The sequence below is a fragment of the Mesorhizobium sp. USDA 4413 genome (assembly GCF_056280365.1).
The window spans coordinates 6,181,150-6,201,065 of the sequence record NZ_JBVPRP010000001.1 but is presented as its reverse complement, the minus strand read 5'-3'; the positions used below and the strand labels follow the sequence as shown (position 1 = coordinate 6,201,065).

22 protein-coding genes and 1 tRNA gene are annotated in these 19,916 nt (G+C 63.3%); 7 read left to right on the top strand and 16 right to left on the bottom strand.

All coding sequences use genetic code 11. From position 1 onward, the window contains the following. Nucleotides 1-38 precede the first annotated feature (38 nt). Nucleotides 39-115 (bottom strand) — tRNA-Met (locus ACVMIM_RS30160). Between the two features lie 251 nt (nucleotides 116-366). On the opposite strand from ACVMIM_RS30160, the gene ACVMIM_RS30155 reads away from it, so the two are divergent. Further along, nucleotides 367-1,332 carry a Gfo/Idh/MocA family protein gene (locus ACVMIM_RS30155; RefSeq protein WP_476116449.1) on the top strand — a complete coding sequence of 322 codons (966 nt, stop codon included), beginning with the start codon at nucleotides 367-369 and terminating at the stop codon, nucleotides 1,330-1,332. A gap of 17 nt (nucleotides 1,333-1,349) precedes the next feature. Here the strand turns inward: ACVMIM_RS30155 and mnmA are convergent, their stop codons facing one another. Next, nucleotides 1,350-2,540 carry a tRNA 2-thiouridine(34) synthase MnmA gene (mnmA, locus tag ACVMIM_RS30150; protein ID WP_476116447.1) on the bottom strand — a complete coding sequence of 397 codons (1,191 nt, stop codon included), beginning with the start codon at nucleotides 2,538-2,540 and terminating at the stop codon, nucleotides 1,350-1,352. 254 nt (nucleotides 2,541-2,794) lie between these two features. Here mnmA and sciP point away from each other — a divergent pair, with 254 nt between their 5' ends. Beyond that, complete coding sequence (gene sciP / locus ACVMIM_RS30145) at nucleotides 2,795-3,070, top strand: CtrA inhibitor SciP (protein ID WP_006203587.1); 276 nt, start codon at nucleotides 2,795-2,797, stop codon at nucleotides 3,068-3,070. Nucleotides 3,071-3,132: 62 nt separating this feature from the next. Here sciP and ACVMIM_RS30140 read toward each other — a convergent pair whose 3' ends face one another. Further along, on the bottom strand, nucleotides 3,133-3,363 hold the full coding sequence (locus tag ACVMIM_RS30140; protein ID WP_476116444.1) for a zinc-binding dehydrogenase: 231 nt from the start codon (nucleotides 3,361-3,363) through the stop codon (nucleotides 3,133-3,135). 109 nt (nucleotides 3,364-3,472) lie between these two features. Beyond that, nucleotides 3,473-3,850, bottom strand: coding sequence for a flagellar export protein FliJ (locus ACVMIM_RS30135; RefSeq protein ID WP_040997010.1), 378 nt, complete (start codon nucleotides 3,848-3,850; stop codon nucleotides 3,473-3,475). Nucleotides 3,851-4,298: 448 nt separating this feature from the next. Here ACVMIM_RS30135 and ctrA point away from each other — a divergent pair, with 448 nt between their 5' ends. After that, entirely contained in the window at nucleotides 4,299-4,994 is a 696-nt protein-coding gene (gene ctrA / locus ACVMIM_RS30130) for a response regulator transcription factor CtrA (RefSeq protein WP_006203583.1), read from the top strand. Between the two features lie 67 nt (nucleotides 4,995-5,061). On the opposite strand, the gene ACVMIM_RS30125 is transcribed toward ctrA, so the two are convergent. Next, on the bottom strand, nucleotides 5,062-5,430 hold the full coding sequence (locus tag ACVMIM_RS30125; RefSeq protein ID WP_040997008.1) for a response regulator: 369 nt from the start codon (nucleotides 5,428-5,430) through the stop codon (nucleotides 5,062-5,064). A 221-nt stretch (nucleotides 5,431-5,651) separates the two neighbouring features. Continuing rightward, the gene (chpT, locus tag ACVMIM_RS30120) at nucleotides 5,652-6,281 is read right to left on the bottom strand and encodes a histidine phosphotransferase ChpT (protein WP_040997007.1); all 630 of its coding nucleotides are present in this window, start codon (nucleotides 6,279-6,281) and stop codon (nucleotides 5,652-5,654) included. 383 nt (nucleotides 6,282-6,664) lie between these two features. Between chpT and ACVMIM_RS30115 the strand changes: the two genes are divergently transcribed. Both ACVMIM_RS30115 and ACVMIM_RS30110 read left to right on the top strand, forming a co-directional pair. Then, entirely contained in the window at nucleotides 6,665-7,201 is a 537-nt protein-coding gene (locus ACVMIM_RS30115) for a DUF1134 domain-containing protein (protein WP_476117424.1), read from the top strand. Between the two features lie 130 nt (nucleotides 7,202-7,331). After that, complete coding sequence (locus tag ACVMIM_RS30110) at nucleotides 7,332-8,474, top strand: coiled-coil domain-containing protein (RefSeq protein ID WP_476116441.1); 1,143 nt, start codon at nucleotides 7,332-7,334, stop codon at nucleotides 8,472-8,474. A gap of 39 nt (nucleotides 8,475-8,513) precedes the next feature. Here ACVMIM_RS30110 and ACVMIM_RS30105 read toward each other — a convergent pair whose 3' ends face one another. The 6 genes from ACVMIM_RS30105 to ACVMIM_RS30080 form a co-directional block, all read right to left on the bottom strand. Then, nucleotides 8,514-9,311: a TrmH family RNA methyltransferase gene (locus ACVMIM_RS30105; RefSeq protein WP_476116439.1), complete on the bottom strand. Its 798-nt coding sequence runs from the start codon at nucleotides 9,309-9,311 to the stop codon at nucleotides 8,514-8,516. Nucleotides 9,312-9,363: 52 nt separating this feature from the next. After that, the gene (locus ACVMIM_RS30100; protein ID WP_040997000.1) at nucleotides 9,364-9,702 is read right to left on the bottom strand and encodes an ArsR/SmtB family transcription factor; all 339 of its coding nucleotides are present in this window, start codon (nucleotides 9,700-9,702) and stop codon (nucleotides 9,364-9,366) included. Between the two features lie 158 nt (nucleotides 9,703-9,860). Continuing rightward, the gene (locus ACVMIM_RS30095; RefSeq protein WP_476116437.1) at nucleotides 9,861-10,631 is read right to left on the bottom strand and encodes a HugZ family pyridoxamine 5'-phosphate oxidase; all 771 of its coding nucleotides are present in this window, start codon (nucleotides 10,629-10,631) and stop codon (nucleotides 9,861-9,863) included. 36 nt (nucleotides 10,632-10,667) lie between these two features. Next, nucleotides 10,668-11,855 (bottom strand): CaiB/BaiF CoA transferase family protein, encoded by a 1,188-nt coding sequence (locus tag ACVMIM_RS30090; protein WP_476116435.1) that lies wholly within the window; start codon nucleotides 11,853-11,855, stop codon nucleotides 10,668-10,670. A 5-nt stretch (nucleotides 11,856-11,860) separates the two neighbouring features. Continuing rightward, nucleotides 11,861-12,622: a 3-hydroxyacyl-CoA dehydrogenase gene (locus tag ACVMIM_RS30085; protein ID WP_476116433.1), complete on the bottom strand. Its 762-nt coding sequence runs from the start codon at nucleotides 12,620-12,622 to the stop codon at nucleotides 11,861-11,863. Nucleotides 12,623-12,648: 26 nt separating this feature from the next. Further along, nucleotides 12,649-13,254, bottom strand: coding sequence for a GNAT family N-acetyltransferase (locus ACVMIM_RS30080; RefSeq protein WP_278049273.1), 606 nt, complete (start codon nucleotides 13,252-13,254; stop codon nucleotides 12,649-12,651). A 314-nt stretch (nucleotides 13,255-13,568) separates the two neighbouring features. On the opposite strand from ACVMIM_RS30080, the gene ACVMIM_RS30075 reads away from it, so the two are divergent. Then, nucleotides 13,569-14,555, top strand: a complete 987-nt coding sequence (locus tag ACVMIM_RS30075; protein ID WP_476116431.1) for a glutathione S-transferase family protein — start codon at nucleotides 13,569-13,571, stop codon at nucleotides 14,553-14,555. Here the strand turns inward: ACVMIM_RS30075 and ACVMIM_RS30070 are convergent, their stop codons facing one another. Beyond that, nucleotides 14,556-15,059 (bottom strand): NUDIX domain-containing protein, encoded by a 504-nt coding sequence (locus tag ACVMIM_RS30070; protein WP_476116429.1) that lies wholly within the window; start codon nucleotides 15,057-15,059, stop codon nucleotides 14,556-14,558. 170 nt (nucleotides 15,060-15,229) lie between these two features. On the opposite strand from ACVMIM_RS30070, the gene ACVMIM_RS30065 reads away from it, so the two are divergent. Beyond that, entirely contained in the window at nucleotides 15,230-16,162 is a 933-nt protein-coding gene (locus ACVMIM_RS30065) for a metallophosphoesterase family protein (protein WP_476116427.1), read from the top strand. Here the strand turns inward: ACVMIM_RS30065 and ACVMIM_RS30060 are convergent. From ACVMIM_RS30060 to ACVMIM_RS30050, 3 genes are all read right to left on the bottom strand, one after another. Next, nucleotides 16,152-16,769 carry a hypothetical protein gene (locus ACVMIM_RS30060; RefSeq protein WP_476116425.1) on the bottom strand — a complete coding sequence of 206 codons (618 nt, stop codon included), beginning with the start codon at nucleotides 16,767-16,769 and terminating at the stop codon, nucleotides 16,152-16,154. The genes ACVMIM_RS30065 and ACVMIM_RS30060 overlap by 11 nt on opposite strands. Nucleotides 16,770-16,929: 160 nt before the next feature. Beyond that, a complete protein-coding gene (locus tag ACVMIM_RS30055; protein ID WP_476117422.1) occupies nucleotides 16,930-17,733 on the bottom strand; it encodes an alpha/beta fold hydrolase in 804 nt (267 codons plus the stop codon). A 204-nt stretch (nucleotides 17,734-17,937) separates the two neighbouring features. Next, nucleotides 17,938-19,725, bottom strand: coding sequence for a tetratricopeptide repeat protein (locus ACVMIM_RS30050; RefSeq protein ID WP_476116423.1), 1,788 nt, complete (start codon nucleotides 19,723-19,725; stop codon nucleotides 17,938-17,940). Nucleotides 19,726-19,916 lie beyond the last annotated feature (191 nt).

The window sequence follows — 19,916 nt, the reverse complement described above, 5'->3', positions numbered from 1 at the left end:
GCCCATTATTTCATTGAGTTTGGATGCCCTCAGGGGGCTGGTAGCGGGGGAGGGACTTGAACCCCCGACCCCAGGATTATGATTCCCGTGCTCTAACCAACTGAGCTACCCCGCCAGGGTGGCAACGGCCCGGAAAACCGTCCTGAATGGACGGGCGTCGCGAGGCGTTCGCCGAGGTCGCGCGGATATAAGGTTGCGAGGGTGAGGCTGTCAAGCTTGGATAAGGCCGACATGCCGGCATAATCCGGCCGGTCTAATCTCATCCCAGAAAAGCTTTGCCGGACAGACACTCAGGGCATGTCCCGGGGTTGAGTTCGGCGGGGCACGTCGCTATGTCTCGGCCATAAAATTCTAGAGTTTGAACGAATGAAGCCGCGCATCGCCGTCCTCGGTTGCGGATACTGGGGCAGCAACCATATCCGCACCCTCAAGGCGCTTGGCGCGCTGCATGCCGTTTCCGACGTCAACCGCGCCCGCGCCGAAGGTTTCGCCAGCGAACAGGACTGCCTGGCGATCGAGCCGGACAGGCTATTCGAGCGGACCGACGTCGACGCCATAGTCATGGCGCTGCCGCCGCAATTCCATGCCGATACCGCGGTGCGCGCCGTCGAAAGCGGCAAGGACGTGCTGGTCGAAAAGCCGATCGCGCTCACGGTCGCCGACGCCGAGCGCGCGGTGAAGGCGGCAAAGGACAATGGCCGCATCTTCATGGTCGGCCATGTGCTGCGCTTCCATCCCGCCTTCGAGACGCTGAAGGCGCTGATTGACAATGGCGAGCTCGGCGAGGTGCGCTACATCCACTCGCACCGGCTCGGCCTCGGCAAGTTCCACACCGAAAACGACGCGCTCTGGGACCTTGCGCCGCACGATTTGTCGATGATCCTCGCCATCACCGGCACCGAACCGATCGAGGTGAGGGGCGAGGGGGCTGCACTCCTCGACAATCTCAGCGACTTCGCGCACCTGCATATGCGTTTCCCGAACGGCCTGCGCAGCCATCTCTTCGCCTCGCGCCTCAATCCCTATCGCGAGCGACGGCTGACGGTCGTCGGCACCAAGGCGATGGCGGTGTTCGATGACGTCGAGCCCTGGGAGCGCAAGCTTGCCGTCTACCGCCACGCGGTGTGGCAGGACAGTGGCCAGTGGGCCTTCACCGCCAACGAGCCTTCCTATGTGGCCGTCGGCGAGGGCATGCCGCTGACGCGCGAGCTTGCCCATTTCATGCAATGCATCGAGATGCGCGCCGAGCCGCGCACCGACGGCGAGGAAGCGATCCGGGTGCTGCGCATCCTGACCGCCGGCACGGTGGTCCACACCGGCTCATCCGCGTGAAGCAATCAGACTGAGAATTATTCGGCGGGAATCTGCGCCGGCCTGGCGGCAAGCCTGGACAGCATCGCCTCGGCTTCCGCGCCGCGCTCGGAGCGCTCGATGAACCCCCCGCCGAACACCCGCGCCTCGTTGCCGTCGTCGGAATAGAGCACGCAGGCCTGCCCCGGAGCGATGCCCGATTCGCCGTCGGCCAGCTCGACGGAAGTCACGCCGTCGCGGTGATGCAACACGGCCGGACGCGGCGGCCTGGTGGAGCGGACCTTGGCGAAAAGCTCGATCCCGCCGGACGGAACGTCCGACAGCGGTCCGTCGCCCAGCCAGTTCATGTTGCGCAGATAGATCTTGTGCGTCTCCAGCGCCTCGCGCGGGCCGACGATGACGCGCGCGCGGTCGGCGTCGAGGTGAACGACATAGAGCGGCTCGCCGGAGGCGATGCCGATGCCGCGGCGCTGGCCGATCGTGTAGCGCAGGATGCCTTCATGGCGGCCGAGCACGCGGCCGTCGATATGGACGATGTCGCCGGGATTGGCCGCGGCCGGCTTCAGCTTGGCGATGATGTCGGAATACTTGCCCTGGGGCACGAAGCAGATGTCCTGGCTGTCCTGCTTGGCGGCGACGGTGAGTCCCATCTCCTCGGCGATGGCGCGGACCTGCGGCTTCGACAGGCCACCGAGGGGAAAGCGCAGGTAATCGATCTGCGCCTGCGTGGTGGCGAACAGGAAATAGCTCTGGTCGCGGTCGGCGTCGACCGGCCGGTAGAGCGCGCGATGCGCGCCATTGGCGCGCGAGCGGATATAGTGGCCGGTGGCAAGGGCGTCGGCGCCGAGATCCTGCGCCGTCGCCAAAAGATCGGCGAACTTCACGGTCTGGTTGCAGGATACGCAAGGGATGGGCGTCTCGCCGGCGACATAGCTCTCGGCGAAGGGATCGATGACCGCCTTGCGGAAGCGCTCCTCATAGTCGAGCACGTAATGCGGAATGCCCAGCGTCTCGGAGACGCGGCGGGCGTCGTCGATGTCCTGGCCGGCGCAGCAGGAGCCCGCGCGGTGGGTGGCCGCGCCATGGTCGTAAAGCTGCAGCGTCACGCCGACGACGTCATAGCCTTCGCGCTTCAGGATGCCTGCGACGACAGACGAATCGACACCGCCCGACATCGCGACGACGACGCGGGTTTCTTCTGGGCGGCGAGGGAGATCGAGGCTGTTCATGATGCTTTCACTGTGCGGCGCTCAATGCCAATGGCCGGAATATAGGTCAAGCGCCACGTCCGCGCCAGCTTGCGGCCCAGGACGAGATTACCGGCAATTTCAGGGCCTGGAGGCCGGTGTTTCAAATTCTAAACGAAATCCTAACCGGGCGTTCATGATCCTTACCTAGTGATTAGGGTTCGCTTAGGCAATTTTTAAAGCTGTGGCGGTACTGTGGCGGGGATTGGGTCTTTGAGTTTTTAGTAGAGAGTACGATGACCGATCTGGTTAGACCTAGAGTCAAGTATGTTATCGGGCCCGACGGCAGCCCTCTTACGATCGCCGATCTGCCACCGACGAACACGCGGCGCTGGGTTATCCGGCGCAAGGCAGAAGTGGTCGCGGCGGTGCGCGGCGGCCTGCTCAGCCTCGAGGAAGCCTGCCAGCGCTACAAGCTCACCACCGAAGAATTTCTCTCCTGGCAGGCATCGATCGACGAATACGGCCTTGCCGGGCTGCGCACCACGCGAATCCAGCAATACCGGCACTAGGCCTGAAGACTTAAGACGAAAGGGCGCGGGAACACCGCGCCCTTCCGTTTTATGCAAAAGCCTCAAACCGTCAGCACGACCTTGCCGATCGGCCGCGTGGCGAGCAAAGCGTGCACAGCCCCCGCCTGGTCGAGCGGAAAGGCTTTCGCCACACGGGGCGCGAGCTTTCCGGCATCGAGCCCGGCAAGCTCGACAAGGCCTTCCCGGTCGGGCACGACCGACATACGCTCGACCCGGATGTTCCGGTCCTTGGCCTTTGCCTTCACGGCGTCGGGGACTGCGAGCAGCGACACCAGGCCAACCGTTCACATCTCCTGGAATTGCCCGGCGACGCCGCCTTCTGCCGATCGCCGGTTCTGAAGATGCCGGCAGATCTCCGGCATGAGTGCGAAATGCCCGCGATTAGCCGATCATGGCGCTGCGGCCGCCTGTTTCGGCCTCGCGGATCTTGGTGTCGCGCGATTCCAGCATCTCCGCCTTGGACAGCTCCGCTTCAGCTTCGCCGAGTAATGATTCGGCGGTGCTTCGCTGTTGGGCGAGGTCGTTTTGTGAGTTCCTGAGGTTGTCCCGGCGCAGGCGCGCCGCTTTGGCGAAGGTCGGATAGGCGAAATGGTTGATGTCGGTGATGCCGGCTTTTTTCTCTTCGGCGATGATCTGCGCTTCCAACTCGACGGCCATGCGCTCGAACTCGGCGATCATCATGTCCAGTTGCAAGAGCTGCCGCCGCTTCTCATTCACCTGAAACTGCTTCAGCCGAACGAGGTTTTCACGTGACTTCATGACTCGATACTCCGCAAACGCACACCTGCATACCGTCCAGTCCGCCCGGAACGACCCAAGCGCCGCCCGTTTCCCCCGGCTTTCCCTGGGCTATAGGAAACAAAGCCCTAAAGATTTTTGCCGGCGGTAACCATTCGTTTACGGGCATTGTTAATCATACGGGCGAGGACTTAAGGCCGGGTAAAAATTTCCGGCTGCGGCGGAAGCCCGGGCCGGCGAGTCTCTAGAGTCACTTAGGCTGACTTATTAATGTGGTGCATTAGCGGTTTGGGTCTGTGATTCGTTATTAGATTCAAGCGGGTGTAGAAAGGGGTTAAAAAATCTGGTATCGTGGATGACACGAAATTAGGATTTGTTAACCAGTCGGTGGCACCTTCTGTTCAGGCAATCACTGCTCCGGGTCCCGGACGGGTCGTGAGATGGTCCGGCAGCAGAAAAGGGGAATGAAATGCGTGTTCTGCTGATTGAAGATGACAGTGCAACCGCACAAAGCATCGAATTGATGCTGAAATCGGAAAGCTTCAACGTCTATACGACCGATCTCGGCGAAGAAGGTGTCGATCTCGGCAAGCTCTACGATTACGACATCATCCTTCTGGATCTCAATCTTCCCGACATGTCGGGCTATGAAGTCCTGCGCACACTGCGCCTCTCCAAGGTCAAGACGCCGATCCTGATCCTCTCCGGCATGGCCGGCATCGAGGACAAGGTGCGCGGCCTCGGTTTCGGCGCCGACGACTACATGACCAAGCCCTTCCACAAGGACGAACTGGTGGCGCGCATCCATGCGATCGTGCGCCGCTCCAAGGGCCATGCCCAGTCGGTCATCACCACCGGCGACCTGGTGGTCAATCTCGACGCCAAGACGGTCGAGGTCGGTGGCCAGCGCGTGCACCTGACCGGTAAAGAATATCAGATGCTGGAGCTGCTCTCGCTGCGCAAGGGCACCACGCTTACCAAGGAAATGTTCCTCAACCATCTCTATGGCGGCATGGACGAGCCGGAGCTGAAGATCATCGACGTCTTCATTTGCAAGCTGCGCAAGAAGCTCGACGCGGCGTCCGGAGGCCAGAACTACATCGAGACGGTGTGGGGCCGCGGCTATGTGCTGCGCGAGCCGGAAGATATCCGCGTCAGCGCGTAGGCGACCCAGGGATTTAAACGAGAAACCCGGCTCCGGCCGGGTTTTTTGTTGGATCGATTGCCGCGAATCAGGCGGCGATCTTGAGGAAACGGAAGCTTTCGAGCAGTTGCGCGCGGTTGAAGGGCTTCAGCAGATAGCCTTGAGCGCCGGCGCGCTTGGCGCGCATGATCGCTGCGACGTCCACCTCGACCAGCGAGACCAGGATCTGCGGCTTGACGGGAGCTTCGATGGCGCGAATGCGGCGAATGAGGTCGACCGCCTGGATGTCGGTCAGCCCGCCATCGATGACAATCACATCCGGCATGTCGTCGGCGCAGATGTCGGCAGCCTCGACCCCGGTCGACGCCTCGACGACAATCATGTCCGAGCCGCCAAGAATGCGTTTTGCGACCTTCCTGATGACGCTCGAATCATCGACGAACAGGCAACGCTTCATATCCGGGTCCTCTTTGCCATCTGCCGAACCGGCAACCTCCGGGCAACCGAAAGCACCATACGCCCAATCTGGTAAAGAAGCCGAAAAGCCGTTGGGTAAAGTTTTTCCAAACAGACGTATCGCGCGGTTTGGTCCGCGGCGACGTTACATCGATTGCGGCTGGAATTGCTTGACCTGCACTGTCAGAACAAATACTAGCCGCAAAAATACTTCGGCTTTTCTTATGCGGCGGTCAGCACGATCTCGTCGGCCGTCGCGTGGATCGAGATCGTCATATTGGCCTCACGCGCCAGAAGCAGCGTGTAGTAAGGCTGGACCGAATGGGCGTCGATCGGCTCCTCCGGCTTGTGGCCGGAATGCAATTCGAGGAATTTCGGCGGCACGCGCAACATCGGGCCGCTGGCTGACAGCGAAAAACGCGGCTCGGTTTCGAGGTTCTCCAGCGTGATCACCAGCTTGCCGCCGCGCGGTATGGCCGCGTTGGCGACGAGAATGAGGTTGAGCAGCAGCTTGACCTTGTTCTTGGGCAGAAGCGCCCGGGAGCCGTTCCAAACCAGTTCCGGTTTTTCGTTTTTCAAGAAGGCAATGGCCACGGCCTCGGCATCGCCGGTGTCGATCATCATGCCGGCGGAACCCGCGGCGCCGAAGGCGATGCGGGCAAACTGCAGCCGCGCCGAGGCATTCTTGGCGCTCTGGCGGATGAGCTTCATGGCGTCTTCGTCGGCGCCGCCTTCGTCGAGCAATTCGAGGCCGTTGTTGATTGCGCCGACCGGCGAAATAATGTCGTGGCAGACGCGGCTGCAAAGCAGCGCGGCGAGATCAGGCGCGGAAAGGGTGAAAAGCTCGGCCATCGGCGAAATCCCTGCTTAAGTCACTTGTTCATGGCCGAGAGACAGTTTTCGCGCCTGCCCACACGAATCACGCTCTTTTCCAAGGCTTTCTGAATACACAGGGCCCGAGCGCGCATCAACAAATCCAAAATTGTCGGCGGTGAAAATGGTGTGTTCGCGGGGGAAACTCGACGCACAGGCGCAGGCGCAGCCTTCGAACCGCCATCTTCGTGTGGGAGCTTAATGGTTGAAAAAGGATTACGGCATAATTTGCCTGTGATAGCCACCCTGAACGGCCGGCAAGAGCCGTAGGGGTGCGAGGCGTCGGCGAAAGTGCTCCCTGACGGAGATTTGGAAGCATGTTTTCCCGATACTATGACCGGACGTTCGTCCGTGTCCTCACCATGACCATCACACTCCTGGCGGCTTTGGTCCTTTCGACCTCAGCGTCGCGGGCTCAGCAGTACACCGCTCAGGAAATCGTCGATTCCGGTCATAAATTCTTCGGCGAGACGTCCGGCGGCCTGGCCACCGTCGTCGAGAAGATCTTTGCCTCCTACGGCCTGCCCAACGGCTACCTGCTCGGCGAAGAAGGATCGGGCGCCCTGATCGGCGGCCTGACCTATGGCGAGGGAACGCTCTACACCAAGAACGCCGGCGACCATAAGGTGTTCTGGCAAGGTCCGTCGCTCGGCTGGGATTTCGGCGGCGAGGGATCGCGGGTGATGATGCTGGTCTACAACCTCGACGACATCAGCAGCCTCTATAACCGGTTCGGCGGCGTCGCCGGCTCCGCCTATGTCATTGCGGGCGTCGGCTTCAACGTATTGCAGGCCAACCGGGTGCTGATCGTGCCGATCCGCACCGGTGTCGGTGCCCGTCTCGGGGTCAATCTCGGCTATCTGAAGCTTACCGAAAGGCCGACCTGGAACCCGTTCTGATCTTGCGCTGGCTACAATCGCTCGGACAGTGCTGATCGCGCCGCGGCAAGCTCTTGCCGCGGCGTTGAATTTCCGCCATGCCAAGATGGCACAACGCCACGATTGCCGCCCGTAAAGTGGATAGCACGCCTTGGTCCAGTCGGTCCTGTTCTTCGTACTTGGTTTCCTCTGCGCCGTTTTTCTGGTGTCGCTGATCGCGCCGGCGGTCTGGCGGCGGGCCGTTGTCCTGACGCGCAGACGCCTCGAGGCTTCGTTGCCGCTGACGCCCGCCGAGATCCAGGCGGACAAGGACCGGGTCCGTGCGGAATATGCCATGACGACGCGCCGGCTGGAGATAACCGTCAAGAACCTGCAGGAGAAGGTGGCCGAACAGATGGTCGAGATCGGTCGCGGGCGAGAGGCCTTGAAGGGGCTCGCGGTCGAAACGAAGGACAAGAACCAGGCCCTCTCCGATCTGCAGGCCAAAAATGCGGAGCTCCGGCAGCGCGAGGAAGAATTGCACCGCCTGTCGGAAAAGCTCGCACAGACGGAGCGGGCATTGGAGAAGCGCGCGCTGGAGCTGCAAAAGCTCGAGCAGATGTATGACGATGCCAGCTTCTCGTCCTCGAACCGCCAGATCGAGCTGGTCGCGCGCGAATCGGAGCTGGAAAAGCTCGCGAGCGACATCGCGCTGCTCAAAGGCCAGCGCAGGGAGGCGGACCGGCGCAACCAGGAGATCGCCTCGGAAAGCAAGGCCGCGCGCGAAGCGTTGAAGGTCGAGAAGAAGAAAACGGCCGAGCTCGAGAAGAAGGTGGAGCGGTTGCTCGCCACACTTGCCGACCGCGAGGAAAAGCTCGACCGGCGCGAGAAGGACCTTGCTCGAATGCGGGAACGTTCGAAGCAAATCGCCGCCGCGAACGGCGTCGCGCGACTGGCTGCCGGCTCGGATGGGACAAATGACGATGTCGATAAGGCAATCGCCAAGCTCGAGGGCGACCGGGAACGGCTGGAGGCAAGGCTGGCGGCGCTGGCGCGTGAGAACAAGCGGCTGAAAACCGATCTTGCCGCCTCGGGGACGGCAATGCCGGAATCGGCGGGCGACGCACGCTCTGGCGCCGGTCTTCGCGAACAGATGAACGAACTGGCGGCCGAGGTCGTCAATCTGACGATGAAGCTCGACGGGCCGGATTCTCCTATCGCCAAGGCGCTGGCGGGCGAGGGGCAGCAGAATGGGGGCGGCATCAGCCTTGCCGACCGCGTGAGGGCTTTGCAGAAGGCCGGCTCGTCCAACTGAGAAAAGACGATCGCAGGGCGTCCCCGGGTCGTTCTGCGGCTACCGGTCGGAAAAGTGATGCAGCGCGATGGCCGACGCGGCGGCGACGTTCAGGCTGTCAAAACCTTGCGCCATACCGATCCTGACCGTGTGCAGCCGGGTAAGCAGGTCCCGCGGCAGGCCTTCGCCCTCGGTGCCAAGATAGAGCGCCAGCCTCGCCGAACGTTGCGCGGCGCGGATGTCGGTTGCGCCGTGCGGCGACAGAGCGAACTGGCTGAAGCCAAGCCGATCGAGGGTCGCGATGAAGGCTCCGCTATCGCCGAAGGAGGCGAACGGAACTTTCAGCGCCGCGCCAACCGAAACACGGATTGCCTTACGGTAGAGCGGATCGCAGCAGGTCTGGTCGAGCAGCACGGCGTCCGCGCCAAAGGCCGCGGCATTGCGGAAGATCGCCCCCATATTGTCGTGGTTCGATATGCCGACCAGGACGACGGCCAACGCCCGCCGAGGCAAGGTTTCCACCAGAATTTCGGCGGAGGCCGGCGCGCCGCGCATGCCGATCGCCAGGATGCCGCGGTGCATGTGGAAGCCGGCGATCCGGTCCATGACCTCACCGGCGGCAACATAGACCGGAAAATCCGGCGGCGCCTTGCGCAGGATCCCCTGGACGCCAGCCAGCCTGTTTTCGAGGATGAGGACAGACTCGGCGGCGAAGCGCCCGGTCGACAACAGGAGGTCCAGCACCACCTTGCCTTCGGCGACGAAGCGCCCTTGCCGGCCGACGAGATCGCGCTCGCGGATGTCGAGATAGGCGGCAACGCGCGGGTCCCGAGGGTCGTCGATAGGGATGAGGTTCATGCATACCTCGCCGAGGAGTGGTCGGCGAGGTATGAGCGACCGGAACCGCGGGTCAAGCCCCGGCGCGGCGCAACCGGTAGGCCATCTGTGAAAGGTCACCTTCGCCGAAAATTCCTTCCAGCATGCGCAGCAATTCGCGCACCGCTTCGGATTTGCAGGAATAGTAGATCATCTGGCGGTCGCGCCGGGTCTCGACGAGATCGAGTGCCCTCAGCTTGGCGAGATGCTGCGACAGCGCGGACTGGCTGAGTTGCACCTTCTCGGCGATGGCACCGACCGACATTTCGTTGTCGATCAGATGGGCCACGATCAGCAAGCGCTTTTCGTTGCCCATGAGAGTGAGAAAGGCGGCCGCCGATTCCGCATTGGCGATTAGCTTATTTGAGATCATAGATCCCCCAAGGGTCCTGGATCATCCTGGCGCCAGGGGGCAATGGCGCCTGATTCCACTATGTTCAGATGTCGATGGGCGCTGCTGAATCAGCGTCACAACAAGGGTAGATCATTTTATCTAAATCTCAAGCGTTGCTTTCGCCGGCTCGCGATCAACTATCCCTCTTGCTCCGCCGCGCGCCCCGCCTTTGCCATCTCCACAAGCGCCGAACGCAATTCGCGCGCGCTTTGCAGAGGCTGGGGAAAGAAAATCCTGCAGGTCGCATCCGGGGCGGCGAGGTCCATGCCGTCAGGGTCGAAGCCGGTGGCGATCCAGCCGCCACCCTCCGCACGGCCGAAATGGTGGGCATAAAGGGCAAGCGCGTCGCGATGATCGGCGTTCATGTGATCGAGCGCCGCCTGCTCGCTGCCGGCGAACTCCTCGGCAAGGGCGGCGCCGGTGATGAAATCGTCGCGGTCGAGAAGAAAGGCCTTGCCGAAGCCGCCGTTCAGGCTAGCGCGCTCGGGCTCAAGCCGGAAGAACGAGAAATCGCCAAGCCCGGCATAAAGCTTCGCTTTTGGATTGCGGTTGAGGTAGCGCCGTTCGGCTCGGATCTGATCGGCCGATCCCCGCTCCAGCCGCAAGGCGCGGCACGCCAGGCTGATGCGCGGATGCGCCAGCGGATCGCCCTTGCCGGGCTCGCCAAGCAGCAGCGAACAGCGCGGATCGGCGAGCAATGCCCCGGTGTGCGCGGACAGCATCGAAATCAGGATCAGCGGTGCGCCGTCGATATCGGTTGCGACGCCTACCCGGCTTGCCAGCGGCGCGCCAGTGCCAGGCTCGATCGCGGCGAGCGCGCCGAAACGCGCCGAGCGGATCAGGGTTTTCGCCAGCCTGACCGCCTCGGCGTCGGTCTCGCGGATGACGTCTTTTTTCGATTCGGTCACAAGCTCACCTGAGATAAGTTGATTTCTGTTCTCCGGTTATCGGCCGAGTACACCCGCCTTTGCAAGGGCTCCGATCTCCTCCTCGCTCAAACCGAAACCGGCCAATATGCCCGCGGGCAGGCGATCGGCGGCGGCCGGCGCCGTGGCACGCGTCTGTGGGCTTTGCGAAAAACGCGGCGCGGGCGCCGGACGCTCGAGTCTACCCGACGTCACGAAGCTTTGCCTGGCGCGATTGTGCGGGTGATCCCTGGCTTCGGCCAGGGACAGCACGGGCGCCACGCAGGCGTCGGTCGCGGCGAAAAGCGCGGCCCATTCGTCGCGCGTCCTCGTCTTGATCCGACCGGCAATGGCGGCGCGCATCACGGGCCAGGACGACTTGTCATACTGGCTGCCGACGAGATGATTGTCGAGCGGCAGCAGCCTGGCGAATTCGGCGAAGAAGCGCGGTTCGAGGCAGCCGACGGCAATGTGCCTTGCGTCCGCCGTCTCATAGGCATCGTAGAACGGCGCTCCGGAATCGAGCAGGTTCTCGCCGCGCCTGTCGCTCCACAGACCCGCCGCCATATAGGCGTGGATGGGTGCTGCGAGCATCGAGGCTCCCTCGATCATCGACGCGTCGATCACCTGGCCCTTGCCGGTCACGGAACGCTGAAACAGGGCGGCGAGCACGCCTGCGATCAGCATCATGGCGCCGCCGCCTTGATCCGCGATGAGGTTGAGCGGCGGCACCGGCGGCGCGCCCTGCCTGCCGAGAGCATGCAAGAGGCCCGCATAGGCGAGATAGGTGATGTCATGCCCGGCTCGCGGGGATAGCGGACCGTCCTGACCGAAACCGGTCGAGCGGCCATAGATCAGCGCCGGATTGCGCCGGAGAACGACATCGGGCCCGAGGCCGAGCCGCTCCATTACGCCGGGGCGGAAGCCTTCGACGAGGATGTCGGCCTTTGCCATAAGGCGCAGCAGCAGTTCCGCGCCCGCCGGACGCTTCAGGTCGAGCTTGAGGATGGAGCGGCCGTGGCGGTCGAGATCGTATTCTTCCGGCAGGCTCAGAAGCGGCTGGCCGGAGTCGGCGCGTTCGATGCGCAGCACCCCGGCGCCCATCTCGGACAGCATCAGGGCCGCAAGCGGCACCGGACCAAGCCCGGCCATCTCGATCACTTTCAGGCCGGCGAGCGGGCCGGTCTTTTCGGGAGAGGCATCGGCGCCTGTCGGCGAGCCAGCCATCCCGCTTATTTCGGCGCCATGCGGATGGCGCCATCGAGGCGGATGGTCTCGCCGTTCAGCATCTGGTTCTCGACGATGTGGAGGGCAAGCGCCGCATATTCCGACGGCTCGCCGAGCCGCGGCGGGAACGGGACGGAGGCGCCGAGCGAATCCTGCACCTCCTGCGGCATGCCGGCCATCATCGGCGTCTTGAAGATGCCGGGCGCGATGGTGCAGACGCGGATACCGGACCGCGCCAGGTCGCGCGCCACAGGCAGCGTCATGCCGACCACGCCGCCCTTGGACGCCGCGTAGGCAGCCTGACCGATCTGGCCGTCATAAGCGGCGACGGAGGCGGTGTTGACGATGACGCCGCGCTCGCCGCCGGCGAGCGGGTCGAGTTTCGCCGCCCGGTCGGCGACGAGGCGGATCATGTTGAAGGTGCCGATCAGGTTGATCTCGATCACCTTGCGATACTGGTCGAGTGGATGCGGTCCGTCCTTGCCGATCGTCTTCACGCCGATGGCGATCCCGGCGCAATTGACCAGGATGCGCGGCGGCCCAAGCTTTTCAGCGACTTCGGCGATTGCGGCCGTGGCGCTGTCGCCGCTGCTGACATCGCATTGGACGGCAATGCCGCTGATGTCCGCCGCGACTTTCGCGGTGCGCTCGATGCCGACGTCGAGGATCGCGACGCGGGCGCCCTTGGCCGCCAAGGCGCGCGCGGTTGCCTCGCCAAGGCCCGACCCGCCGCCGGTGACGATCGCGATCTGGCCGTTCGGGTTCATGCAAGCCTCCCAGGATCCGGATTATGCTACGAAGCGCGCAAAGGAGGCGCAACCGCGATAGGCGGGTCGATCGACGGCTGCGCACTGGCGGCCGAACGCGCCGCGGCCGGGGCAAATTCCGCAACCCTTGCCGTGTTGGCGTGACAGACATCGCCGGCAAAACGGGCGATTGCGCCCGGCTTGATCTCGTGATGCAGCAGCCGGTCGAGATCGACCGGGCGCGGCATGGTGATCTGTCCGCGCGGAAAGCGCTTGAAGCCGAGCGGTCCATAGTAGGGTTCGTCGCCGACCAGAATGACGGCAGGCGCGCCGGCCTTCCTGGCGGCTTCCAGCGCGATTGCGACCAGCTTGCGGCCGATGCCGAGATTCTTGAAGGCGGGGCGCACCGCAAGCGGGCCGAGCATCATCGCGCGACCGGCGCCCGCGGCCACGCGCGTCATGCGCACCGAAGCGATCACCGTATCGTCCTTGACGGCGACAAAGGACATCGAGCGGTCGTGCCCCCCGGCCTCGCGGATTTTGTAGGCGGCAAGAACGAAACGACCGGGGCCGAAGGCCTCGTCGTTGATGGCTTCGATTTCGGCATCATGCGCCGGGGTTTCCGGCAGGTATTTCACGTCGGCAAGGCTCATGGTCTTTGCGTTCCGGTATACGAGGAAGGTTTGCTGCAAAAGCGGCAGCGTTCGCCAGTCAGCGCTTCTTAAGCGCGGGCGCCCTTTCGTCGTCGGTCGAACCGGATCGAGGCAAAGTCGAACATGGGCGCCTCCGCTAGCACCAAATTGGTGTCGCTGCAATCGGTGCCCTTTGCGTTTCTCTGCTCCAGTTGGCGATCTGGTTCGTTTGTTTAACGAACCAGATCGTCGTTTGACGAACTGTTCAGTGCCCGAAGGCTTCGCCAGTCCGGTTGTCGGTCTAGATATGCCTGAGCTACAGGGAGATTTTTCGCATGGGACTGCTGATCGAAGGCAAATGGCAGGATCGCTCGCCCAGGACCGGCAGCGATGGGCGGTTCGTGCGGACGGAGTCGCAATGGCGCGACTGGATCACACGCGACGGCAGGCCGGCGGAAGGGCGCCCGCGCGGCTTCAAGGCGGAACCCGGCCGCTATCATCTCTATGTGTCGCTCGCCTGCCCCTGGGCGCACCGTACGCTGATCTTCCGTGTCCTGAAGAAGCTGGAGAGCATCATCTCCGTCTCCGTGGTGCACCATTTCATGGGCGAAAACGGCTGGACCTTCAAAGCCGAGGACGGCGCCACCGGGGACACGCTCTACGGCCTCGATTTCCTGCACCAGATCTATGCCAAGGCCGATCCGGCCTATTCAGGCCGCGTGACGGTGCCGGTTCTGTGGGACAAGCAAGAAAGGACGATCGTCAACAACGAGTCCTCCGAGATCATCCGGATGCTCAATTCCGCCTTCGACGAATGGGGCGATTCGGGTCTCGACTTCTATCCCGCGGCGCGGCGCGCGGAGATCGACAGGATCAATGCGCTGGTCTATCCGGCGATCAACAACGGCGTCTATCGCGCCGGCTTCGCCACCACGCAGAAAGCCTATGAGGAAGCGTTCGGCGAGCTGTTCACGGCACTCGATGCGATCGAGGAGCGTCTTTCGAGGCGGCGCTATCTGACCGGCGAGCAGATCACCGAGGCCGACTGGCGGCTGTTCACGACGCTGGTCCGTTTCGATCCGGTCTATGTCGGCCACTTCAAATGCAATTTGCGCCGCATCGCCGACTATCCGAACCTGTCGAACTATCTGCGCGATCTCTATCAGGTGCCCGGCGTCTCGAGCACGGTCAATCTGCATCACATCAAGGCGCATTATTACGGCAGCCACAAATCGATCAACCCGACGGGGATCGTCCCGGCGGGGCCGGAACTCGATTATGCCGCGCCGCATGACCGCAACAGGTTCAGGAAGGCGGCGTGACTACCAGTAAGCCGAGATACGCTCGCCGCGAAAAATCTCTTTTATCCGCCGGAGCGTCGCCGGCGTCGTGGCCTCGGGCAAGCGGTCGATCGGGAAGAAGCCTGCTTCGGCGATCTCATGGTCCGGCCGTTTCGGCGCCGTCTGGCTGAAAGCTTCGATCAGATAGAGGCCGACATGGTCGCGCTTGCTGGCGCGGCGGTTGAAATGCATCGACTTCAGCACCGGCGGAGCCGTCAGAGCGATGTTGCCTTCCTCGGCCAGCTCGCGCGCCAGCGCTTCCTCAAGCGTTTCGCCGATCTCGACGCCGCCGCCCGGGAGCTGCCATCCTGGAACGTAGGTGTGACGGATCAGGAAGACGGAGTTGGAGGCGCGATCGTAAACCAGCCCGCGCACCCCAAGCGTCATGGGCCGGCGCAGCAGGAAGTAAAAATGGAACAGCCTTGCCCGCAATCCCGGCCAACCGGTCTGCCGGAATGTCTCTTCCGGATCGGCGCGGCGGTTCATTCCACGATCCCCAAGCAGATGTTCGTGGGTCGCCCCACGGCTATCTGCTTGGCTTTCCTTGTTTTTCGCAGGTTCTGGCCGCAAAACCGTGGGACACTTTTTCGGAACCCGCTTGTCCGAACAGCAAAGGGTGAGTGGAAAGCTCTGCCAGCGTCGCTTAAGAAGAGACCATGTTCAGGCTCGCGCATATTTCCGACGCTCATCTGGGACCGCTGCCCGATGTAACCTATCGCGACCTCGCGTCCAAGCGGGTGCTGGGCTATGTCAACTGGCAGCGCAACCGGCGCCGCCACATGCATGACGCCGTCATCGACACTCTCGTCGCCGACATAAAGGCGAGCGCGCCGGACCATCTCGCCGTCACCGGAGATCTCGTCAACCTGGCGCTCGACGGCGAGATCGAGATGGCGAAACACTGGCTGGAGACGCTTGGATCGCCGCATGACGTTTCCGTGGTGCCAGGCAATCACGACGCCTATGTGCCAGGCGCCTTCGACAAGGTCTGCCGGGCGTGGGCTCCCTGGATGACGGGCGACGGCGTCAACACTCCTATCGATCGCAATTCCTTTCCGTATCTGCGCGTGCGCGGCAATGTCGCGCTGATCGGCGTCACCACGGCGCGCGCCACGGCGCCCTTCATGGCCAACGGTTTCTTCATGGAAGGGCAGGCGGAGCGGCTCGGCAAGGTTCTCGACGACGCGGCGAGACAAGGGCTGTTCCGCGCCATCATGATCCACCATCCGCCGGTGCGCGGCGCCGTCCAGCAACATAAGCGGCTGTTCGGCATCGCCCGTTTTCACAAGGTCATTCGCCGGCATGGCGCGGAGCTCGTCCTGCACGGCCATTCGCATCTGCCGTCATTGTTCACCATCGGCGCACGTGGCGCCAAAGTGCCCGTGGTCGGGGTTGCCGCCGCAGGCCAGGCGCCGGGCAGCAAGCATCCGGCCGCTCAGTACAATCTGTTCGAGATCGATGGCGAAAAGGGCGCTTGGCGCGTGCGCTTGACGCGGCGTGGCCTGACCGGGCCGGCGCTGCCGCCTTCGGATCTGCAAACGACGGATCTCGACGTGCCGGCCGCGAACCGCGAGCTCGTCAGAAGCTGATCTTCATGTGCACGATGCGATCCCAAAACATCGCCAGCGAAACCGCCAGGCCGACAAGCGCACCGGCGGCTATCAGGCCGAGGCCGGCGAAGAAGGCTGTCCAGCCATTGAGGCGGCTTTCGGATTGAATGGGTGGCTCCGCTTCCCGCACCACGGGCCGATGCAGGCCGGGAACGGCGTTCTCCACGCCGCCCTCCATCATATGCTGTCGCTCGACGACCCGTTCGGCCACGTAGCGCGTCACCGCATCGGCGACGGCTTTCATCTCGGTCGTCTCGGCCAGCACGACACGGCCGACGCGCGTATCCTTGAGGAAGCGGTAGGTGCGGCGGTCGCGTCCCATGGCGACGTGACTCACCGCATCGATCCATAGCCGCGGCTGCAAGCCTGACGAGACGGCGAAGTCGAAGCTATCCATGTCGGCCGGGACATCGGCAAAGACCGGCGCAAGCTCGGTTGCCAAGAGATCGAGCCGCATGCGGTGCGCCTCGCGCATGTCGACGACCACATCATCACGGTCGGCGAAGGCGTTCTTGACGTCGCGTATGGCGTCCGAGAGTTTTCGCGATGGCTCTATCGGAGTGATCTTGTCGCCTGCATCCTTCATCGGCGGCTGCCTCGTTGTTGGTTAACAGCGAGTTAACACAGTCGCCGGCAAAATGCACTGCCGACGATGAGCGGCGCGGCCGCCCCGGTCCGCATGAAACGCATCACCGATGCTTTCGAGATCGATCCGGGAGAGCCAATCCCGGCAGAGCACTCGGCAATCAGCTCGCCGCGGCGCCCAGCGGCGGATGCAACCGTCTGGCGCGCCGCCGCGTGTTGCGACGCAAGATCTCGGCAACCAGGGCCGGGGCCTCCTCGACCAGCATATGACCAGCGTCAAGAACATGATGCAGATGGAAGTGCGGCGGCAAAGTCTCGGTCTGCACGACAGGCAGGAGCGGATCCTCCGCTCCCCAGACAACCATCACCGGCATGTCGAGCCCTTCCAGTTGCGCCCCGGGAATAACGCCTTGCCGGTCATCCCTGGTCATCGCCGCCGCCATATCGGTCAGCGTCTGCAACTGGCCTGGCCGTTTGCGCATCCGGCAGATTGCATCGACCGCATGGTCAGGCGGCACACTGCGCGGGCCCGACATGGCTGCAAGGCAGGCCCGGATCTCTTTCCTACCAGTTGCGGCGGCATAGCGGCGCAGCAAGGCCGCGTTGATTTCCGGGCCGAAACCGCCGGGTGCCAACAGAGTGAGCGAGGCAACCCGATCGGGATCGGCAAGCGCCATCAATGTCGCGATCGCGCCGCCCATGGAGTGACCGACCAGATGAACCTTGCTCAACCCTCGCTCCGCCAGATCGGCCAGGATAGCCTGCGCGGCCGGCTTGGCACCGCCCATGCCTTCGCATTTCAGGGATTGCCCATGGCCCGGCAGGTCGTAGGCCAACATTCTCGCTTCGGACGCCAGCGATGCCATGACGTCACGCCAAATCTCACGGCAGGCCCCGAAGCCGTGCAGGAAGACGATTGTCTTCGGACCAGCGCCGCGCTCGACGGCATAAGGGAATGGAAGCATGAAAGAAGGAGCGGTAGGCAGACGTGCAGCCATTGCGAATTGTGGCTGAATTGCTCCCGATCCAGGCTGATGGCCAGTAAAATCTTCGCGACCACAGCGCCCCGTCAGGCGCCCGACGCGCAAGCATCGCCCGATACTTGACGGATCGGCCTCGTACTTCCGCCCGCTGAAATCCTTTGGCCCAAACACGGGCGCAGGGCTGGATTAGCTCGGGTTGCCGATACCGGCGGCCCGCAAGGATTGCACCAGCCGGTCGGTGAGATCGGCGGGGTATTTGCGGTCGACGAATGTCGCGCGCGGGTCGGCGACGAAGTTCGGGAATTCCGCGATGAGCTCGTTGGCAAGCTCGCCCGCCAGCTTGTCGCGCCCTGAAATCTTGGCGCCGATCAGTCGCGCGGCCAGATAGTGCGACTTGGATGCCGTCGTGCGCAGCGACTCGCTGGCGATCGCGGCCTTCTTCATATCGCCCTGCATGAAGGCTCCGATGAACAGGCCATAATCCCACCAGGTCGGATGGCCGCTGAAGGCTTCGACCGCGTGATCCAGGATCGGCGTCCCCTCGTCATATTTGCCGGCGAAGATCAGCCCGTAGCCATAGGCGGCGGCCATGCCGAGATCATACGGGTTGAGTTCGTAGGCTTTGCGCATCAAGCGGGTTGCTTCGTCCGTGTTGCCGAGGCGCGAGTTCAGGTAGCCTAAGGCGCGATGCGCGTGCGGGCTCATCGGCCCCATCTGGACGGCGCGGTGCGCAAGCGACATGGCCTTTTCGAGCGTCGCTTCCGGCGGATAGGCATAGTGGGCGTTGACCGCCTCCACATGAAGCGAAGCCAGTTCCGCGTAGACAAGCGACGATTTGGTGCCTTCGCTGACCAGCTTCTGCAGGCAACGATACGCAGCCTCGTACGTCTGGGCGCTCATATCGAGATAATAGCGGTCGTCGAGCACCAGGCATGCGATCTGGCTGGTTCGGATGTCGCTCTGGTCAATGTAGCTGTAGATCGCGCCGGAGGCGGGAACGGTCGAGGTGAGAAGGCTGGCGATGTTGCTTTCAACCATATCGGGGGCACTTTCGGCCGATGTCAGGTTGCGTGACAGGAGAACCCGCCCGGTCGCGACGCTCTGCAATTCCACCGTGACGTCGCCGGCAGCCGGCCCGGGAACAATTTCGAAAACGAAACTGATCGGATCGGCGGACCGATCGCGCGTCGAATCCGCATCGCGCCCGATAAAATCGATGGTGTCGAAACCGGCAAGCCCGGCGCGCAGCGACGACGCGACGCGAGCCGCCTCCGGCCCCTCGGCTTTCACCGCAATGTAGATTAGCGGCAGTGAGTCGAATGTCGGCTGGGCAGCGATGCTTGCCGTGCCCGCTGTTTCGACCGGTGTGCCCGCGTCGCCGCCAAGGAAGGTGTTGCTTTGGCGCACGATAAGCACGCCGAGCATGACAATGACCAGGATCATGGCGGCCCAGAAGAAACGCAACTGCCGCGTGAGCGACTGCGCAGGTGCCGCCGGCGCCTTCAGCGCCACAGGTTCGCCCGGCACAGAGTTGTCGAGATGCTCGGACACCGACGGAGCGGCTTCGGCCGATGCGTTGGGCCGCTGCGCGATGGTTTCGGAGGCGGACCTGGCGTCGCCAGGCAGCCGAATCGCATTGAGCTCGTAGGAAGGGACATAGCCGCCACGCGGGATCGCGATGCGCACCGGCTCGGCGACACCTTCATTGGCGAAATACTGCTCCAGGAGCTCGCGCAGCCGACCGGCCTGCACCCTGACCACGGCATCGGTGGAGGCGTCGAAATCGCCGTCCTTGCCGAAGACGTCCATGGCTATGGAAATGCCCTTCAGCCTGTCGGCCTCGCCGGCCTGCTCGCGTTCAACCAGATAGCGTAAGAGCCTGCGAGCACGCTCGGACCGTCCGAACGTTTCGCTGGCAAGCAGTCGCTCCAATGTCTCGCGCACTGCGGGGGCGGCAGGCGGGGCATGCTCCAAGTGTCGATCCTTCCGAAGTCGGCACAGGTTAGGGCGCGATCATATAGCGCTCGCGCCGTCGCACAAGGATGCTTCTATTATGCGATCGCGTAAGCCCACCGGAAATTCCGCCACCGGTTAACGAATGGCAGCTCTCGCGTCTATGGCTGAAGCGGGGCGCAATTGGTATGCGCTACGCTTCAGCCAGATCT

What these genes read in the sequence shown, in the direction of transcription:
- ACVMIM_RS30155 (WP_476116449.1), top strand. Translation starts at nt 367, where the DNA reads ATGAAGCCGCGCATCGCCGTCCTCGGTTGCGGATACTGGGGCAGCAAC.
- mnmA (WP_476116447.1), bottom strand. Translation starts at nt 2,540, where the DNA reads ATGAACAGCCTCGATCTCCCTCGCCGCCCAGAAGAAACCCGCGTCGTC.
- sciP (WP_006203587.1), top strand. Translation starts at nt 2,795, where the DNA reads ATGACCGATCTGGTTAGACCTAGAGTCAAGTATGTTATCGGGCCCGAC.
- ACVMIM_RS30135 (WP_040997010.1), bottom strand. Translation starts at nt 3,850, where the DNA reads ATGAAGTCACGTGAAAACCTCGTTCGGCTGAAGCAGTTTCAGGTGAAT.
- ctrA (WP_006203583.1), top strand. Translation starts at nt 4,299, where the DNA reads ATGCGTGTTCTGCTGATTGAAGATGACAGTGCAACCGCACAAAGCATC.
- ACVMIM_RS30125 (WP_040997008.1), bottom strand. Translation starts at nt 5,430, where the DNA reads ATGAAGCGTTGCCTGTTCGTCGATGATTCGAGCGTCATCAGGAAGGTC.
- chpT (WP_040997007.1), bottom strand. Translation starts at nt 6,281, where the DNA reads ATGGCCGAGCTTTTCACCCTTTCCGCGCCTGATCTCGCCGCGCTGCTT.
- ACVMIM_RS30115 (WP_476117424.1), top strand. Translation starts at nt 6,665, where the DNA reads ATGACCATCACACTCCTGGCGGCTTTGGTCCTTTCGACCTCAGCGTCG.
- ACVMIM_RS30105 (WP_476116439.1), bottom strand. Translation starts at nt 9,311, where the DNA reads ATGAACCTCATCCCTATCGACGACCCTCGGGACCCGCGCGTTGCCGCC.
- ACVMIM_RS30100 (WP_040997000.1), bottom strand. Translation starts at nt 9,702, where the DNA reads ATGATCTCAAATAAGCTAATCGCCAATGCGGAATCGGCGGCCGCCTTT.
- ACVMIM_RS30090 (WP_476116435.1), bottom strand. Translation starts at nt 11,855, where the DNA reads ATGGCTGGCTCGCCGACAGGCGCCGATGCCTCTCCCGAAAAGACCGGC.
- ACVMIM_RS30085 (WP_476116433.1), bottom strand. Translation starts at nt 12,622, where the DNA reads ATGAACCCGAACGGCCAGATCGCGATCGTCACCGGCGGCGGGTCGGGC.
- ACVMIM_RS30080 (WP_278049273.1), bottom strand. Translation starts at nt 13,254, where the DNA reads ATGAGCCTTGCCGACGTGAAATACCTGCCGGAAACCCCGGCGCATGAT.
- ACVMIM_RS30075 (WP_476116431.1), top strand. Translation starts at nt 13,569, where the DNA reads ATGGGACTGCTGATCGAAGGCAAATGGCAGGATCGCTCGCCCAGGACC.
- ACVMIM_RS30070 (WP_476116429.1), bottom strand. Translation starts at nt 15,059, where the DNA reads ATGAACCGCCGCGCCGATCCGGAAGAGACATTCCGGCAGACCGGTTGG.
- ACVMIM_RS30065 (WP_476116427.1), top strand. Translation starts at nt 15,230, where the DNA reads ATGTTCAGGCTCGCGCATATTTCCGACGCTCATCTGGGACCGCTGCCC.
- ACVMIM_RS30060 (WP_476116425.1), bottom strand. Translation starts at nt 16,769, where the DNA reads ATGAAGGATGCAGGCGACAAGATCACTCCGATAGAGCCATCGCGAAAA.
- ACVMIM_RS30055 (WP_476117422.1), bottom strand. Translation starts at nt 17,733, where the DNA reads ATGCTTCCATTCCCTTATGCCGTCGAGCGCGGCGCTGGTCCGAAGACA.